The organism is Pseudomonas sp. NEEL19 (genome assembly GCF_028751975.1).
GTDB classification, from domain to species: domain Bacteria; phylum Pseudomonadota; class Gammaproteobacteria; order Pseudomonadales; family Pseudomonadaceae; genus Aquipseudomonas; species Aquipseudomonas juntendi.
In genome coordinates this window covers 3,557,162-3,572,224 of record NZ_CP081491.1, presented here as the reverse complement: position 1 = coordinate 3,572,224, position 15,063 = coordinate 3,557,162, and the positions used below count along the sequence as shown (strand labels likewise).

Annotated in this window: 17 protein-coding genes; 6 read left to right on the top strand and 11 right to left on the bottom strand. The window is 62.9% G+C overall.

Annotation, left to right across the window (positions count from 1 at the left end):
- The first annotated feature begins 127 nt into the window (after window positions 1–127).
- Window positions 128–673 (top strand): cupredoxin domain-containing protein, encoded by a 546-nt coding sequence (locus K4A76_RS15890; RefSeq protein WP_161891811.1) that lies wholly within the window; start codon window positions 128–130, stop codon window positions 671–673.
- Between the two features lie 68 nt (window positions 674–741).
- On the top strand, window positions 742–1,572 hold the full coding sequence (gene queF / locus K4A76_RS15885) for an NADPH-dependent 7-cyano-7-deazaguanine reductase QueF (protein WP_054911644.1): 831 nt from the start codon (window positions 742–744) through the stop codon (window positions 1,570–1,572).
- 43 nt (window positions 1,573–1,615) lie between these two features.
- Here queF and K4A76_RS15880 read toward each other — a convergent pair whose 3' ends face one another.
- Both K4A76_RS15880 and K4A76_RS15875 read right to left on the bottom strand, forming a co-directional pair.
- Window positions 1,616–1,879 carry a DUF4404 family protein gene (locus K4A76_RS15880; RefSeq protein ID WP_009686300.1) on the bottom strand — a complete coding sequence of 88 codons (264 nt, stop codon included), beginning with the start codon at window positions 1,877–1,879 and terminating at the stop codon, window positions 1,616–1,618.
- Window positions 1,880–2,001: 122 nt separating this feature from the next.
- Window positions 2,002–2,565, bottom strand: coding sequence for a phosphonoacetaldehyde phosphonohydrolase-related protein (locus tag K4A76_RS15875; protein ID WP_274410679.1), 564 nt, complete (start codon window positions 2,563–2,565; stop codon window positions 2,002–2,004).
- A 199-nt stretch (window positions 2,566–2,764) separates the two neighbouring features.
- Here K4A76_RS15875 and K4A76_RS15870 point away from each other — a divergent pair, with 199 nt between their 5' ends.
- On the top strand, window positions 2,765–3,472 hold the full coding sequence (locus K4A76_RS15870) for an MlaA family lipoprotein (protein WP_054911642.1): 708 nt from the start codon (window positions 2,765–2,767) through the stop codon (window positions 3,470–3,472).
- Window positions 3,473–3,532: 60 nt separating this feature from the next.
- Here K4A76_RS15870 and K4A76_RS15865 read toward each other — a convergent pair whose 3' ends face one another.
- Window positions 3,533–3,832 carry a PilZ domain-containing protein gene (locus K4A76_RS15865; RefSeq protein ID WP_054911641.1) on the bottom strand — a complete coding sequence of 100 codons (300 nt, stop codon included), beginning with the start codon at window positions 3,830–3,832 and terminating at the stop codon, window positions 3,533–3,535.
- Between the two features lie 280 nt (window positions 3,833–4,112).
- Between K4A76_RS15865 and rssB the strand changes: the two genes are divergently transcribed.
- Both rssB and rssC read left to right on the top strand, forming a co-directional pair.
- Complete coding sequence (gene rssB, locus K4A76_RS15860) at window positions 4,113–5,294, top strand: two-component system response regulator RssB (RefSeq protein ID WP_054911660.1); 1,182 nt, start codon at window positions 4,113–4,115, stop codon at window positions 5,292–5,294.
- The gene (gene rssC / locus K4A76_RS15855) at window positions 5,291–5,773 is read left to right on the top strand and encodes an anti-sigma factor antagonist RssC (protein ID WP_009686305.1); all 483 of its coding nucleotides are present in this window, start codon (window positions 5,291–5,293) and stop codon (window positions 5,771–5,773) included. The genes rssB and rssC overlap by 4 nt, the downstream gene beginning before the upstream one ends.
- 84 nt (window positions 5,774–5,857) lie before the next feature.
- Here the strand turns inward: rssC and K4A76_RS15850 are convergent, their stop codons facing one another.
- The 3 genes from K4A76_RS15850 to dusA form a co-directional block, all read right to left on the bottom strand.
- Window positions 5,858–7,708 (bottom strand): alkaline phosphatase D family protein, encoded by a 1,851-nt coding sequence (locus K4A76_RS15850; RefSeq protein WP_274410678.1) that lies wholly within the window; start codon window positions 7,706–7,708, stop codon window positions 5,858–5,860.
- A 71-nt stretch (window positions 7,709–7,779) separates the two neighbouring features.
- Window positions 7,780–8,706 carry a transaldolase gene (tal, locus tag K4A76_RS15845; RefSeq protein ID WP_274410677.1) on the bottom strand — a complete coding sequence of 309 codons (927 nt, stop codon included), beginning with the start codon at window positions 8,704–8,706 and terminating at the stop codon, window positions 7,780–7,782.
- A gap of 187 nt (window positions 8,707–8,893) precedes the next feature.
- Window positions 8,894–9,904 carry a tRNA dihydrouridine(20/20a) synthase DusA gene (dusA, locus tag K4A76_RS15840; protein WP_274410676.1) on the bottom strand — a complete coding sequence of 337 codons (1,011 nt, stop codon included), beginning with the start codon at window positions 9,902–9,904 and terminating at the stop codon, window positions 8,894–8,896.
- Between the two features lie 436 nt (window positions 9,905–10,340).
- Here dusA and K4A76_RS15835 point away from each other — a divergent pair, with 436 nt between their 5' ends.
- Window positions 10,341–10,529: a DUF1737 domain-containing protein gene (locus tag K4A76_RS15835; RefSeq protein ID WP_054911639.1), complete on the top strand. Its 189-nt coding sequence runs from the start codon at window positions 10,341–10,343 to the stop codon at window positions 10,527–10,529.
- Window positions 10,530–10,553: 24 nt separating this feature from the next.
- Here the strand turns inward: K4A76_RS15835 and K4A76_RS15830 are convergent, their stop codons facing one another.
- The 5 genes from K4A76_RS15830 to K4A76_RS15810 form a co-directional block, all read right to left on the bottom strand.
- Window positions 10,554–10,862 (bottom strand): chorismate mutase, encoded by a 309-nt coding sequence (locus K4A76_RS15830; protein WP_161892670.1) that lies wholly within the window; start codon window positions 10,860–10,862, stop codon window positions 10,554–10,556.
- 188 nt (window positions 10,863–11,050) lie between these two features.
- Window positions 11,051–11,749 (bottom strand): anti-sigma factor, encoded by a 699-nt coding sequence (locus K4A76_RS15825; protein WP_054911637.1) that lies wholly within the window; start codon window positions 11,747–11,749, stop codon window positions 11,051–11,053.
- The gene (locus K4A76_RS15820) at window positions 11,746–12,294 is read right to left on the bottom strand and encodes a sigma-70 family RNA polymerase sigma factor (RefSeq protein WP_249414281.1); all 549 of its coding nucleotides are present in this window, start codon (window positions 12,292–12,294) and stop codon (window positions 11,746–11,748) included. Before K4A76_RS15820 ends, K4A76_RS15825 begins: the two co-directional genes overlap by 4 nt.
- A gap of 103 nt (window positions 12,295–12,397) precedes the next feature.
- Window positions 12,398–12,925 carry a DUF3455 domain-containing protein gene (locus K4A76_RS15815; protein ID WP_009686314.1) on the bottom strand — a complete coding sequence of 176 codons (528 nt, stop codon included), beginning with the start codon at window positions 12,923–12,925 and terminating at the stop codon, window positions 12,398–12,400.
- A 331-nt stretch (window positions 12,926–13,256) separates the two neighbouring features.
- The gene (locus K4A76_RS15810) at window positions 13,257–14,777 is read right to left on the bottom strand and encodes an NCS1 family nucleobase:cation symporter-1 (RefSeq protein WP_274410675.1); all 1,521 of its coding nucleotides are present in this window, start codon (window positions 14,775–14,777) and stop codon (window positions 13,257–13,259) included.
- Between the last annotated feature and the right edge of the window lie 286 nt (window positions 14,778–15,063).

The window sequence follows — 15,063 nt, the reverse complement described above, 5'->3', positions numbered from 1 at the left end:
GGCTGAAATGATACGTGACGATGTGTCTGCATGCCCAACCTGACAAAGTTGTAATCTTGCTGTCAGCCAGTTGCCAGTCACCGGTGACTAATGTGGCTGCACCCTGTCGTGTATTCCCGGAGTCATCATGAAACGCCTGTTCCTCGCCGCCACCCTTGCCATGGCCAGCCTGCCGGCCCTAGCCGGCCAGGCCGGCACCTTTGCCTTCGGCGAGCCAGCCCCGGCGGCCAAGGCCACCCGCACTGTAGAGGTGGTACTCAAGGACATCGCCTTCGAGCCCAAGAGCCTGCAGGTAAAAGCTGGCGAAACCGTACGTTTCGTGCTCGTGAATGAAGGCAAGCTGCCACACGAATTCAACCTGGGCGACAAGGCCATGCACGCCGAACACCAGAAAGAAATGCTTGCCATGCAAGGCAAGTTGTTCAATGAGGGCATGAACCACCAGGGCATGGACCATGGCCAGGCGATGGCCCCTGGGCAAATGATGGGCCATGAACAGATGAACGATCACGGCGGTGGGCACGCGCACGGCGGCGGCAACACGGTGCTGGTGATGCCTGGCCAGCGCGCCGAACTGACCTGGACCTTCCGCAAGTCGGCGCCTATCGAGTTCGCCTGTAATGTGCCGGGGCACTACCAGGCCGGTATGGTCGGGGCACTGACCATCGAGTGACGGGGCCTGCAAGGCGGGGTGCAAAACCGGTAGACTAGGGGCAATTCCGAACCTCCAGGTCAGTTTACATGCATCCCGCTGCCGAACACTCCCCGCTGGGCAAAGCCAGCGAATACGTCGCTACCTACTCCCCGGAGCAACTGTTCCCGATCCCGCGTACGGCCAAGTGGGCCGAGCTGGGTGTTACCGCCCAGACCTTGCCTTGGCACGGTGTGGATTACTGGAACTGCTTTGAGCTGAGCTGGCTGCTGCCTTCTGGCAAGCCCGTGGTGGCGATTGGTGAGTTCGCCATTCCGGCCGATTCGCCCAACATCATCGAGTCCAAGTCGTTCAAGCTGTACCTCAACTCGCTGAACCAGACAGTCTTCGCCACCCTCGACGAGCTGCAGGCATGCCTGGCGAAGGACCTGTCGGCAGCAGCGGGCAAGCCGGTTGGGGTGAAGGTGCGCACGTTGGCAGAGGTCGAGGCCCAGGGGGTGGTGGCGTTGCCCGGCCTGTGCATCGATGCGTTGGACGTTGCCATCAGCAACTACGCACAGCCGCAGCCAGAGCTGTTGCGCTGCAGCCCTGAGCGGGTGGTTGAAGAAACCGTACACAGCCACCTGCTCAAGTCCAACTGCCCGGTTACCGGGCAGCCGGATTGGGGTAGCGTGGTCGTCGAGTACAAGGGCAGGGCGCTTGACCACGCCAGCTTGCTGACCTACCTGATCAGCTTCCGCCAGCATGCCGACTTCCACGAGCAGTGTGTGGAGCGCATCTACCTGGACTTGAAGCACTTGCTGCAGCCGGAGCACCTGACCGTGTATGCACGGTATGTGCGCCGCGGGGGGCTGGATATCAACCCGTACCGCAGTACCGATGCTATCAGCCCGGATAACCAGCGGCTGGTTCGCCAGTAAGGGCTGGGAACGCAGGAGGGGTGCAATGCACCCCTTCGTGGTGTCAGATCCCCATGCTGTGCAACGAGTTGGCAATGCTGCGCAGGGTGGCGGTAAGGTCGGGGTGTTCGGCCTCGAAGCGTTCGATCGCCAGGTTCACGCCGTCCACCAGGTTGTTGTCCGGGGTGGCTTCCTCCAGTTTCAGCTGTGCCTCGATCTGGCGCGCTTCTTCGTGCAGTGCGGCCAGCTCTTCTTCCGAGAGCGGTACGTTACGGTCCAGTTGCTCGCGCAAGGTGTTCAGGCGCTCTTGCAATTCGCGGGCAGGCATTGGCTTTTCTCCATCAATGGCTTGGCTAGCCATGGACCTCAGCGAAGCGGCAAAGGTTCTGGCCTGCTTTCAGCGTAATCCACCTGCCGGCGCTTTGCATGATCCGCGTCAACATGGCTGTATCAGGGTTTTTCACCTTTGGCCCGGCGCTGCGCGATGTCGTGCAGGCAGGTATCCAGCGCTTCCAGGTGGTCGATCACCGAATGCACGCCCAGGCTGAACAACGCCAGGGTCGCCTTGCCGCGCGCCAGGTCCTGCTCCGCAGGGGGTAGCGCTTGCCATCGGGCGGAACCGGGTTCGCACAGTGGGCTGCAGGCAGCCAGGCCGATCGTCCACAGCCCGGCGTTGAGCCCCGCCTGCAGCAACCGCGGGTCGCCGCTGACCAGTACACAGCCCGCCAGGTGTTGGCTGCCCAGCTGCATCAGTGCTTGCCAGCAGGCATTGGGTGCTGGCAAGCCCGGGTCGGTCACCGTAAGCCCCGGGAGCCAGTCAGGCAGCACCTGGGCCATGCGCTGGCTCGGCGGGTCGGCGATCTCATCCAGCCAGATACAGGGGACGTGGCGCTGATGCAGGGTGGCGAGGATGGCCAGCGCGCCGGGGGCCGGTGCGGGTGCGCCGTTGGCACTCTGTACCAGGCAACCGCGCAGGCCGAACAGCACAGCGGTGAGGGCGGGTGTAGCGTGCATGGCGGCGTCCCCAAATACACCGCAGGCTATTGGCTGATTGTTACCGCCCTGTGACAGCGGGGGCTGGTGCAACAGTTGTTCACAAAATATTGAGCAAAAATGTGTAAAGCTGTCTAACAGCCCGTAAGCCTCTATACTGCCGCCTTAACGTCACGCGACCCGTGCGCTGGCGGTCGAGAAACCCGATGGAGAGACATCTATGCGTAGGATCGGTGCCAGTGTGATCGATCGAGTCACCCAGGCCTGTGTCTGTGCCGGCATGCTGCTGGCGCCCGTGGCCGCCACCCAGGCGGCCACCGAGGAAGATCCCTGGGAAGCGGTCAACCGCCCGATCTTCCGTTTCAACGATACGGTCGACACCTATGCCCTCAAGCCATTGGCCAAGGGCTATGAGGCCGTTACCCCGCAGTTTCTCGAAGACGGTATCCACAACATCTTCCGTAACCTGGGCGATGTGACCAACCTGGCCAACAACATCCTTCAGCTCAAGCCCCACGCAGCCGGCGTGGACACTGCGCGGCTGATCGTCAACACCACCTTTGGCCTGGGTGGGTTCTTCGATGTGGGCACCAAGATGGGCCTGCAGCGCAGTGACGAAGACTTCGGCCAAACCCTGGGCTACTGGGGCGTGCCGAGTGGCCCGTACGTGGTCATCCCGCTGCTGGGCCCGAGCACCGTGCGTGATGGCGTGGCCAGGTACCCGGACACCTATACCAAGCCTTACCGGTACATAGACCACGTGCCGACCCGCAACTCGATCTTCGCCCTGGACGTGATCGACACCCGCGCCAGCCTGTTGTCGGCCGAGAAGCTGATGCAAGGCGACAAGTACATCTTCATTCGTAATGCCTACTTGCAGAACCGCGAGTTCAAGGTCAAGGATGGCGAAGTCGAAGACGACTTCTGACCGTTCACGCTGTGCAGGGGCGCCCGCGCTAGGCCGCCCCTGCTGGCTTCGGGCGCCGCTTCAATGCATTGCCAGAATCTTCAGGCCGAACTTCTGCTGGCCGTCTGGCTGGTCGGCGATCCACACCACCTCGGTGCTGGCGTGCAGCCCCTTCAAGGCCGGGTGGTCGGAGTCGATCCGCACTTCGAGCTGCTGACCTACCTGAAAATGCTCTGGCGCCTGCACCTGCATGCCGCCGCTGGACAGGTCCAGGCAGCGCGCGGCGATGACCTGGCCTTCGTGCAACAGGCTCACTTCGGCGTCGATGCGCATGCGGATGAAATCGCGTTTCTCGCTGTGGCTGGAGGGCGTGTGGGGCATGCTGCATCCTTCCCATCGGGTTGCGCTGGTCGACTTTCTTATAACTCCCGGCGATTTGCCCTGTAAAGAGCGATGAGGTCGACCCACGCATGCTTGAAACCCCTGGCGGATGGGAGTACCGTCTGCGCCTTACAAGGTTGCTCTCACAGTTGCCGACAGTTGCCGGGCAGGTGTTCTTGTCCTACAACTCAAGTAGAGTATGACCACAAAGAATTCCCGTAGCTGGCCGTCTGCCTTGCCGACACCGCTGCACCAACCTAAATCGGCGCCGTTCGCCCACATGCAGAATACCAGTGCAACGCTGCTGATCATCGATGACGACGACGTGGTCCGTGCGAGCCTCGCCGCGTATCTTGAAGACAGTGGTTTCAGCGTGCTCCAGGCCGGTAATGGCCAGCAGGGGCTTCAGGTCTTCGAAGAGCACCAGCCCGACCTCGTGATCTGCGACCTGCGCATGCCGCAGATGGGCGGGCTCGAACTGATCCGCCAGGTCAGCGAGCGTGCGCCGCAGGTGCCGGTGATCGTGGTGTCCGGTGCCGGCGTCATGAGTGATGCGGTGGAGGCGCTGCGCCTGGGGGCTGCCGACTATCTGATCAAGCCGCTGGAAGACCTGGCCGTACTGGAGCACTCGGTGCGCCGCGCCCTCGACCGCTCGCGCCTGGTGCTGGAAAACCAGCGCTACCGCGACAAGCTCGAAGCCGCCAACCGCGAACTGGAGGCCAGCCTGCACCTGCTGCAGGAAGACCAGACCGCCGGCCGCCAGGTGCAGATGAACATGCTGCCGGAAAGCCCGTGGGGTGCCGGCGAGTTCGCCTTCGAGCATCAGATCATCCCGTCGCTGTACCTGTCGGGTGATTTCGTCGACTACTTCCGCGTCGATGACCGGCGTATCGCCTTTTACCTTGCCGATGTTTCAGGGCATGGCGCGTCGTCGGCCTTTGTCACCGTGCTGTTGAAATTCATGACCACACGCCTCATGTTCGAACTCAAGCGCAACAAGATGCGTGAGTTCAAGCCATCGGAAGTGCTCAGCCACATCAACCGCGGCCTGATCAACAGCAAGCTGGGCAAGCACGTGACCATGGTAGGTGGCGTGATAGACGAGGATTCGGGCCTGCTGACCTACGCCGTTGGCGGCCACTTGCCGCTGCCGGTGCTATACACCCCAGGCAACGCCCGCTACCTGGAAGGCCGTGGCCTGCCGGTGGGGCTGTTTGACGAGGCCACTTACCAGGACCTGGTCGTGGAGCTGCCGCCACAATTCAGCATCAGCCTCATGTCCGATGGCATTCTGGACCTTTTGCCGGGTGATACGCTCAAAGATAAAGAAGCCGCCTTGCCGGAGATCGTCAAGGCAGCAGGTGGTAGCCTGGATGGGCTGCGTCAACGTTTTGGATTGGCTACGCTTGGGGAGATGCCGGATGATATCGCCCTATTGGTGTTAAGCAGGAACCTTCAATGAGTACCGGTAGAATCCAGTTCGCCGAGCAGAGCGGTACCTTTGTACTGAAATTTGTCGGTGAAGTGCGCCTGACCTTGTGTTCGGCGCTGGATGCAACGATCGAGAAGATTTTCACGGCGCTGAACTTCTCGGCCATTGTCATCGACCTGACCGAAACCGAGAGCATCGACAGCACCACCTTGGGCCTGCTGGCCAAGCTGTCGATTCTGTCGCGGCAGAAGGTAGGCCTGCTGCCAACGGTGGTGACCACCAATCCGGACATCTCCCGGCTGCTGCAATCGATGGGCTTCGATCAGGTGTTCAACATCGTCGATCGGCCGATTCCCTGCCCCGAGTGCCTGACCGACCTGCCGTCGCAGGACCAGAACGAAGACGTGGTGCGTTCCAAGGTGCTGGAGGCGCACAAGATCCTCATGGGCCTGAATGACTCCAACCGCGAAGCGTTCCATGACCTGGTGAATGCGCTGGAGCGCAGCTAGGCACTGTGCCTTGAGCGGCGTGCGCGGTCGTAGCGGCGCCACTTCGCAAGAGCCTGACCCACGCGCTGGCCACACTCCGCCTGGCTACGGGGCTCCGATAAACTCGGTTGCCTGCCCGCCACCCGCATCCAGCTGATACACGCGCACCGGCCGCCCTTGCTGATCAAAAAACACCTGCCCCAGCCCTGCGCCGTTCCACAGCCGTTCCCCGGCCTTGCTGTGACTGGGCGTGCGTGGCACGACCTCCATTTCCCGGCGTTTGGTAAACCAGTTAAGCGGCGAGCGCGGCGAGTACAGCCAGCGGTTGAGTCGGTCCAGCACGTCCAGCAGGCGCCGGGGGAACTCGTTCTTGATGCCGCTGCTGGTCACTTGCCACAAGTGCGGGCTGCGTTGGCGGTGGCGAATCAGCACTTCGTAGACGAATGAATAGTGCACATCGCCCGACAGCACCACGTAGTGCCCGGGTGTGCGCGAGTGGCGGAATATGTTGAGGATGACCTGTGCCGCCCCGCGGTGGGCCATCCAGTTTTCGGCGTCGACCAGCAAGGGGTAGCCCAGCCAGCTGAAGACCTTCTGCACCGTCTCGATCAGTTTCACGCCGAAAATCGGCGCCGGTGAAACGATGACTGCCGATGGGTGATCGAGCAGCGCCTGCTGCAGTTCACTCAACGCTTCCCAGTCCAGCAGGCCGGATGGCCTGGCCAGGTTGCTTTCGCTACGCCAGCGGCGGGTACGGGTGTCCAGCACCAGCAAGGGCGGCTCGGTAGGCAGGCTGAACTGCCAGCCCTGAAAGCGCAGCAGCTCACCGATCACTGCATCCTGGTTGTCGCCGGTCAGTGCCTGGCACTGGCCGAGCAGCGGCTTGCAGGTGTCCGGGGCATTGCCCCAGGCCTGGCACAACAGGTAGCCGAGCAGGGCATTGCCGATGATCCGCCGTGAAAACGGGTGGCCGTAGGCGGTCTGCTCCCATTGTGCCGACAGGTTCCAGTCGTCGGTGATGTCGTGGTCGTCGAAGATCATCAGGCAGGGCAGGTGGGCCATGGCCCTGGCCACTTGGCCAAGGTTGTCGGCAAACCCGCGGACCAGCGGCAGCTCGTGCTGGTAACGGGCCTGGTGCTGGTCGCTGAGCCCGGCTGGCATGGCCAGGTCGACCAGCTGCCACGGCACGGGTGACCACACCAGCAGGTACATGGCCATGACTTCGGCGAAGGTCACCAGGTGGTTGTCAGCGTTGCTGGAAGAGAAGATCGGTTTGCGCTTGCCACCGAAGAACCGCTCGCGCAGGGTTTCGTTGAGCTTCTGTGCTGGCAACAGGTCTGCGCGGTGATAGTAACTGGCCGGGTGCTGGTACAGCGCCTGGCTGTCGGTGACCACCGCACCTTCAAGTTGCTCGTCGAACAGGCCCAGGCGCGCGATCAGGCTGTGGATGGCACGCAGCATCGGCCCGGCCACGTCGTCGGCATACACCTGGTCGCCGGTCATCAGCAGCACGGCGGGGCGGTCTTGCGGGGTTGTGCAAGCCTGCAGCAGGCGGTCGGCGCACAGCAGGCCGTCGGCCGCAGGGTGGTGCGGTTTGCGGCAGGAGCCATGCAACAGGTGGTCGAGGCGCTCGCGCAACACCAGGTTGGGGCGCTGGTTGCCGGGGTAGAGCAGGTGAGGTGCCCAATCGGCGATGCCCTTGCCATTGATCAGCAGGTCATAGTCCAGCAACTGGTTGCAGGGCAGCGCATCGCTGAAATGGATATCCAGCAGGTGAATGAAGGCGTGCTTGCCTACGGCTATCACCTGGCAGTCGACCTGGGCCTCGCTGGCGTGGCAGACGAATTGCGCGTGCAGCGGTTCGGTGGCGACCAGCCAGATAGCAAGGCGCTGGGGTTCCAGGCGCCGCAGGACCGGGCCGGCCAGTACGAGGGGCAGCAGTGTAGGGGCGGTCATCAACAGCTCGGGAAGGGTATGGGGCGCAAGGTGCTTGGCACTTTACGCCCGCCTGGCAAGGCCGAAACTACTCAGGCGTTTTCAGCCATCAGTTTTTCCAGCTTTTCCTGGTCCCGGGCAAACTGGCGGATGCCCTCGGCCAGTTTCTCGGTGGCCATGGCATCTTCGTTCATTGCCCAGCGGAACTGGCTTTCGTTCAGCACCTGCTTGGCTTCGCCAGCAGTGCCGGGCTTGAGCATGCGCGGCAACTCACCCTGGTCGCTGCTCAACTGGTCGAGCAGGTCAGGGCTGATGGTCAGGCGATCGCAGCCCGCCAGTTGTTCGATCTGGCCGATGTTGCGGAAGCTGGCACCCATGACGACGGTGTCGTAGCCATTGGCCTTGTAGTAGTTGTAGATGCGCGTGACCGATTGCACACCCGGGTCTTCGGCGCCCACGTAGTCCTGGCCGGTGCTTTTCTTGTACCAGTCGTAGATCCGGCCCACGAACGGCGAAATCAGGAACACCCCGGCATCCGCACAGGCCTGGGCCTGGGCGAACGAGAACAGCAGGGTAAGGTTGGTCTGGATACCTTCCTTTTCCAGCTTCTCGGCAGCGCGAATGCCTTCCCAGGTCGAGGCCAGTTTGATCAGCACGCGGTCACGGCCGACGCCGGCTTTTTCATACAGGTCGATCAACGCCCGGGCCTTGGCCAGCAGGGCCGGTTCGTCGAATGACAGGCGGGCATCCACTTCGGTGGAGATGCGCCCGGGAATGACCTTGAGGATGCCCGAGCCCACGGCCACGGCAAATTTGTCGCAGGCCAGGTCGACATTGCCCTTGGCATCTGCCTTGACCTGCTTGAGCAGGTCCGCGTAACCGGTGATGGCAGCGGCTTTGAGCAGCAGCGACGGGTTGGTGGTGGCATCGACCGGTTTCAGGCGGGTGATGGCGTCCAGGTCTCCGGTATCGGCGACCACGGTGGTGAACTGCTTGAGTTGTTCCAGCTTGGAGGTCATGGGCGTGCTCTGTCCTGTGCAATGACTCGACATTACCCGAGCCCCGACGGCCGCTCAAGGGCCGGTAGGCGCGGGCCTGCCACGAAAGGTGGTGTGAAGATGATATTCGAGTCCGGCGCCACCCCGAGGTTCCGCACACCACCGCGCGTGCTGGCGTCATCTGCACCCGCTGTCGCTACACAGCGCATCAGCGCCCCTGAAGCAGCTCCACTGCCTGGTCGAACACGGCCAGCGGCTGCGCCGCCTTGTGAATATCCGCCGACAGCAGCTGACGGAAGCGCCGGGCGCCCTTGAACCCCTGGGCCAGCCCCAGAATGTGCCGGGTAACATGGTGCATCGCGCCACCACTTTCCATGTGCGCCACGATGTACGGCCGTAGCTGCGCCAACGCCTCGCTGCGGCTGATCACGGCAGCTTCGCTGCCGAACAGTTGCTGATCAACCTCCGCCAGCAGGTACGGGTTGTGATAGGCCTCACGCCCCAGCATCACCCCGTCGAAGGTTTGCAGGTGCACCTGGCACTCGCCGAGGGTTTTGATTCCGCCGTTGAGCACAATCTCCAGGTCCGGGAAGTCGGCCTTCAGTTGTGCTGCCACGTCGTAGCGCAGCGGTGGAATCTCGCGGTTTTCCTTCGGCGAAAGCCCTTCCAGAATCGCGATGCGCGCATGCACGGTAAAGCTGCGGCAGCCCGCCTCGCGTACTTGGCCAACGAAGTCGCACAGCTCGGCGTAGCTGTCGCGCCCATTGATGCCGATGCGGTGCTTGACCGTCACCGGGGTGGCTACCGCATCGCGCATGGCCTTCACGCAATCGGCCACCAGCGCCGGGTGGGCCATCAGGCAGGCACCGATCATGTTGTTCTGCACCCGGTCGCTCGGGCAGCCGACATTGAGGTTGACCTCGTCGTAGCCGGCTTGCTCGGCAAGGCGGGCACTGGCCGCCAGGTCGGCAGGCACGCTGCCGCCCAGCTGCAGGGCCAGCGGATGCTCGGAAACGTCATGGCGCAGGAAACGGTCGGCGTCGTTGTGCAGCAGGGCGCCGGTGGTGACCATTTCGGTGTAGAGCAAGGTTTGCTTGGACAGCAGGCGCAGGAAGAAGCGGCAATGGCGGTCTGTCCAATCCATCATGGGGGCAACGCTGAAGCGGCGTGACGGCTCAGGGCGCGTGGTTTGTGGCTGGGAGCCTGATGTTGCAGTCATTTCGTTCAACGTGTTCTGTACCGGTTTCGGGGGTTCGAGGCGTTTTTACCCAGGCGTTTGATACAAAGTACCAACCGACATACGACATGTACCAATCGTGGAAAAGGGTCGATGGCAGCACCCGCTACCCCGTCCAGTTCCGCACTGATCGCGACAAGGCGACAGTCTACCAAGAGAGCCGGGTGTTCGCCTGCAAACACGTCGCGGTGGCCTGGGCGAAGCGACGGTACGCCGAGTTGAAAGAGGCGAGGGCTATCGGGGGGCTGCCCCGGAAACGCGCCTCGACCAGGAAGGCTAAAACGCTGGCGCGATCCACCGGTAGCCAAGCCCTGTTGGCCCGCATACAGTAGAGCACCGATGATCGATGCAACGGTTACCGACTCACCAGCAGGATCAACAGCCACAACGCGCCCCGCGTGAACCAAGGAAGAAAGCGATGAGCCAACCACCCAATGATCTGCCCATCTACCGAGTGCTGACCGGCCCCGACAACGCCGCCTTCTGCCGGCGGGTCAGCGAGGCCTTGGAAATGGGGTACCAGTTACATGGCGCACCTGCCGTCACCTTCAATGGCAGCGATGTGATCGTGGCGCAGGCCGTGCTCTGGCCTCGAACCGGTGACTGATCATCGGCCGCCATGCATGCCTCTTCAATCCCCCGAAGGTGCAGTGGCCAGCTTAGCGTGGGTGGTCAGTTCTTCATTGATGAAGGCCGCGATCATCGCCCGGTAAACCTGCTCCACCACCTCGGCTGAAGCACCGGTTTGCTCCGCCATTTCGCGAACCTTCGTTATCACCTGCTCGACCCGCGCAGGCGCACGCACGTCATCGGTCGTCTTCTTGAAGGCGGCCGCTTGCGTCACGAGTCGGCCACGTTGGGCGAGAAGCGAAACCAGGCTGCGGTCAATTGCATCGATCCCTTGGCGGACTTCTTCCAGTGAGGTGCAACGTACTTCCATTTGCGCGAGTTCCTTTTCATGAGACTGCGGTTGGTTGGGGGTATCACTTGCGCTTACCTGGGCCGGCCAGCTCTGCCGGCTACGGCAATTGAGCAAGGGCCATCATTAGACTAGCTACGGCCCATGATTCCCAGGCTTTCTGTGGCGTACGCCCGTCTCTGTTTCTCCCCGGCCGGCACGCAAACGGGTCAAATCACTTTCACCGCCCGGCCTATGAACTTGACCGGCCCCGTTGGCAGGCCGGTAGGCGAGCCGCCGGCTTTCTCCAGTGTCAGCTCGAACAACTGGTCGGCTTCCAGCGGTGGCAGGCTCTGCAGGGGGACCCGGTAGGGTTCGCCGGGTTTGACCAGGCCCAGGGATACTGGCGCCCCCCACTGCGGACCCTTGGTCCAGAACTGCAAGGCCATGCCTTCAGGGAGCGCATCCTTACCGAGCGGGAGAAGCTCGATGGTGCGGCTGTCGCTGGTCTGCACCACCCAACCCGGGGCCTGGCTGCTCGGTGCCACCAGCACCACCACGAATTGCGTCGCGGGTGGGGGCGTTGTCAGCAAGGTGAACGCCAGCACTACACTGGCCGCCAACCCGGCGGCCGTGGTTGCTTGCCACAGGCCCAGGCGTTGCCACCACTTGGCTCGCCGCTCGCTGGCCGGGTGCGCCAGCTCGTTCAGGCTGCGCTGAATACGGCCCCACAGGCGCAGGCTCGGTGGCTGCGGCGCGGCCAGCGCGGCCAGTTCCAGCAGGCGCGACTCCCAGGCATCCACAGCGGCGCGCAGGGCTGAGTCGGTACGCAGGCGCTCAGCCACTGCCGTGTGTTGCTCCGGCGGCAATGTGCCCAATACGAACTCGCCGGCGAGGGTGTCCAGCGCTTCGTCAGTCTCCGGCTTCATTCCAGGCACTCCCGCAGTGCTTTCAGGCTGCGCTTGATCCAAGCTTTGACGGTGCCAAGGGGGGCGCCCAGCAGAGTGGCGATTTCGGCGTGGCTGCAGCCGTCCACGTAAGCATGCAGGATGCAGTGCTGCGGGCCGGGCTGCAATTGTTCGAGGCAACGGTAAATCTTTGCCGAGCCTGACCACAGGGCCAGGTCATCCAGCCTGCCCGGCAAGGTGGGCACGGCAGCCATGTCGGCATCGTCCAGCACAGTTTCGCGCCGGGTATCGCGTATCGAATTCAATGCCAGATGGCGTGTGATGCTGTAGATCCAGCCGCGGGCCGAGCCGCGCGCGGGGTCGTAGCTGGCAGCGCCAGTCCAGATGCGAATGAACGCATCGTGGACGATGTCTTCGGCCGTGGCGTTGTCACGCGCGATACGCCGGGCTACGCCCAGCAGGCGTGGCCCTTCGTGATCGTACAGCGCTTGCAGGGCTCGCCGGTCACCCTGTGCGCAGGCCTCCAGGCACTGGTGGAAGTCGAATGGGGTGACAGGCGAATTCAAGGTGTACGGCTTCCTTGTGTCTGGCGAGGTACCCCGGCCATCCAGCCGGGGGCTTGCCATCGAGCTTAGATCATCCGCTGCTGGATGTTGGCGCCGGCGCGCGTTACCTGGCTGTCCAGAACACATAGTCGGCCTGGTACTGGACGACCTGCCTGGCCCCCTTGTTCTGGGCCGTGCAGTCGCTGGTAGGGGCCACGCCGCCGCGGGTGGCCAGGCGCTGGATGTAGCTGACCCCTTGCATGGCGCCTTTACCTTCGGCCGGGTTGGCCTTGACCAGTTGATAAGGAATGGCGCCTTTGTCTGCCGGGGCCAGCGCCAACTGGTTGCCGGTGACTTTCGAGCCATCCTTCGCTTGCCAGGTGGCGGGAGGACCAAAGTAGTCGCCCACTTGTTTGCCGCTACGGTCATTGAGCACGGCCTTGGGCCCAACGAAGGTCCATTCGGTCTGGCCGGCCGCATCGGCTTTGTCGCGGCACTCATAGGTGATCTCGCCGACCCCGACGGTCTCCAGCATAACGCGATGCCCCTCGGGCACCTGGACGGCAGTGGGCACGGCGGTTTGCGCGTGGGCGGTCTGCAGCGCCAGGGCAAGGCTGCAGGCGAGCAGGCAAGCGGAGTATGTATGGCTCATGGGTAATGCTCCTGACAGGTCATTTGGCTGGGCGGTCATGGTCCACCCATCAGCAATACCCACCACGGGGCGTACTGGATGCACGTGGACAGAAAAATAGTTGCCTGCAAATGGCCGGCCGGCAGCGGGCAACCAAAGCCCGGGAGTAGGGTGGTGTCGTTTGGCGCGGTTACGCGGGTGGCCCTGCGGGTCAGGCGGGTCGTGGGGCATGCGCGCCGGGAAGGTGCCAGGGGTCGCGCAGTGGAGGTGCAGACCTCTTTACACGCGTGCATCCGTGCGGGCTAAGGGCCAGCATCACTTGGCCCTCATCAGTCGGCTGATCGTGCCCCGGTCAGTGATGCGCGCTATCCACCGCAATGCTCTCGCCGCTCACCGCGAGGTAGCTGGCGTTGCGGTTGGCGAGGGCGTAGTGGATCAGCCCACCCAGGCCGGCGCCGAAGAACCAGGAGAACTGCGACAAGGTCTCGAAGGCTGGGACCAGCGCCAGCACGATGGCGATCAGTGCCGCCGGCACGAATGCCGCAACGGCACGCAGGTTGACGCCGCCGCTGTAGTGGTAGGCCGCCTGCCTGCTTTCGCTGTAGAGCTGCGGCAGGTTCACCCGGCTGCGGCGTACCAGGTAGTAGTCGGTGACGATGATGCCGTACAGCGGGCCGAGCAGGGCGCCCAGGCCACCGAGGAAGTACACGATCACTGAGGGGCTGTTGTAGAGGTGCCAGGGCAGGATCACGACCGCAATGGCGGCACTGAGCAGGCCTGCGCGGCGGAAATTCAGCAGGTTGGGTGCCAGGTTGGTCAGCACGTAGGCCGGGGCGACGAAGTTGGCCATGATGTTCACTGCCACGGTCACGATCAGGAAAGCCAGGCAAGCCAATACCAGGCCGGCGGTGTTGGGGATGGCCGCAACGATTTCGGTCGGGCTCTGCACCAGCTTGCCATCGATGCTGAACTGCGCACCGGCCAGTACCACCGCAATCAGGGCAAAGCCAAGCATGTTCACCGGCAGGCCCCAGAAGTTGCCTACGCTGATGGTGCGCCGGTCCGGGCAATTGCGCGTGAAGTCACAGAAGTTGAGAATCATGGTGCCGTACAGCGAGACCCACAGCGCAGCAGCGCCGAGCACTTTCAGCCACATGGCCGAACCGGTCGGGGCATTGCCGCTGGACCAGGCGATCGACAAGCCGCTGCGCCAGTACATCCAGCCGGCCAGGCTGGCGAAGGCGACCAGAATGATCGGCCCGGCCAACGACTCGAAGCGGCGCACCATTTCCATGCCGTAGGCGAAGATCGCCACCTGCACGCACCAGATGCCGAGGAAGGTGACCCAGCCCAGGCTCGACAGCCCGAGGATGCTGTTCTGGTCGTAGGCCTTGAGGTCTGGGGCCATGGCGGTGAGCAGTACACGCAGCACCACCGAAGCCAGGTAGGTCTGGATGCCGAACCAGGCAATGGCGATCACCGCGCGGATCAGTGCCGGAATCTGGGCACCATGGATGCCGAAGCTGATGCGGCACATGACCGGGTAGGGCAGGCCGGTTTTCTGACCCACGTAGCCGGACAGGTTCATCAAGCCGTAGATCACCAAGGCACCGAGGGCGAAGGCGGCCAGGATCTGCGCCCCGCTCATGCCCAGGGCGAACAGCCCGATGGCGAACGAGTAGTTGGCCATGTTGTGCACGTCGTTGGTCCACAGCGCGAACAGGCTGTAGCGACCCCAAGTGCGCTTGGCGGCACGGGTAGGGGCCAGGTCGGCACTGTACAGGCGCGGGCTCAATGTCACCTGGCCCGGGTCCGCCGTGGCGGTGGGGCGTGCATCAAGCTGGCTAACATCGGAACGCGAAATCGACGCCATCGGGTCTCCATGATGGTTGTGTACTTTTGTTTTTGGATTTGTATACAAACAAGATTCGTACCAATCGATCAGGCGCAGGTAATTACAGCGGGTTGCCGGTCTCTAGCCGATCATTGCCTAGCGGGCGTGTATTTGAGTTGGGAATTTTGTGCACATTTCAGGTGCGCATTTGTTACCCCTTGCGCCAAGCCGAGGCGCTTGCTGTAAACAACGCAGATACACTACATGCCATTGGTCAGCAAATGATCGGCAAATGGCCTGAAAGCGAACACAGTAGCCGCATTTG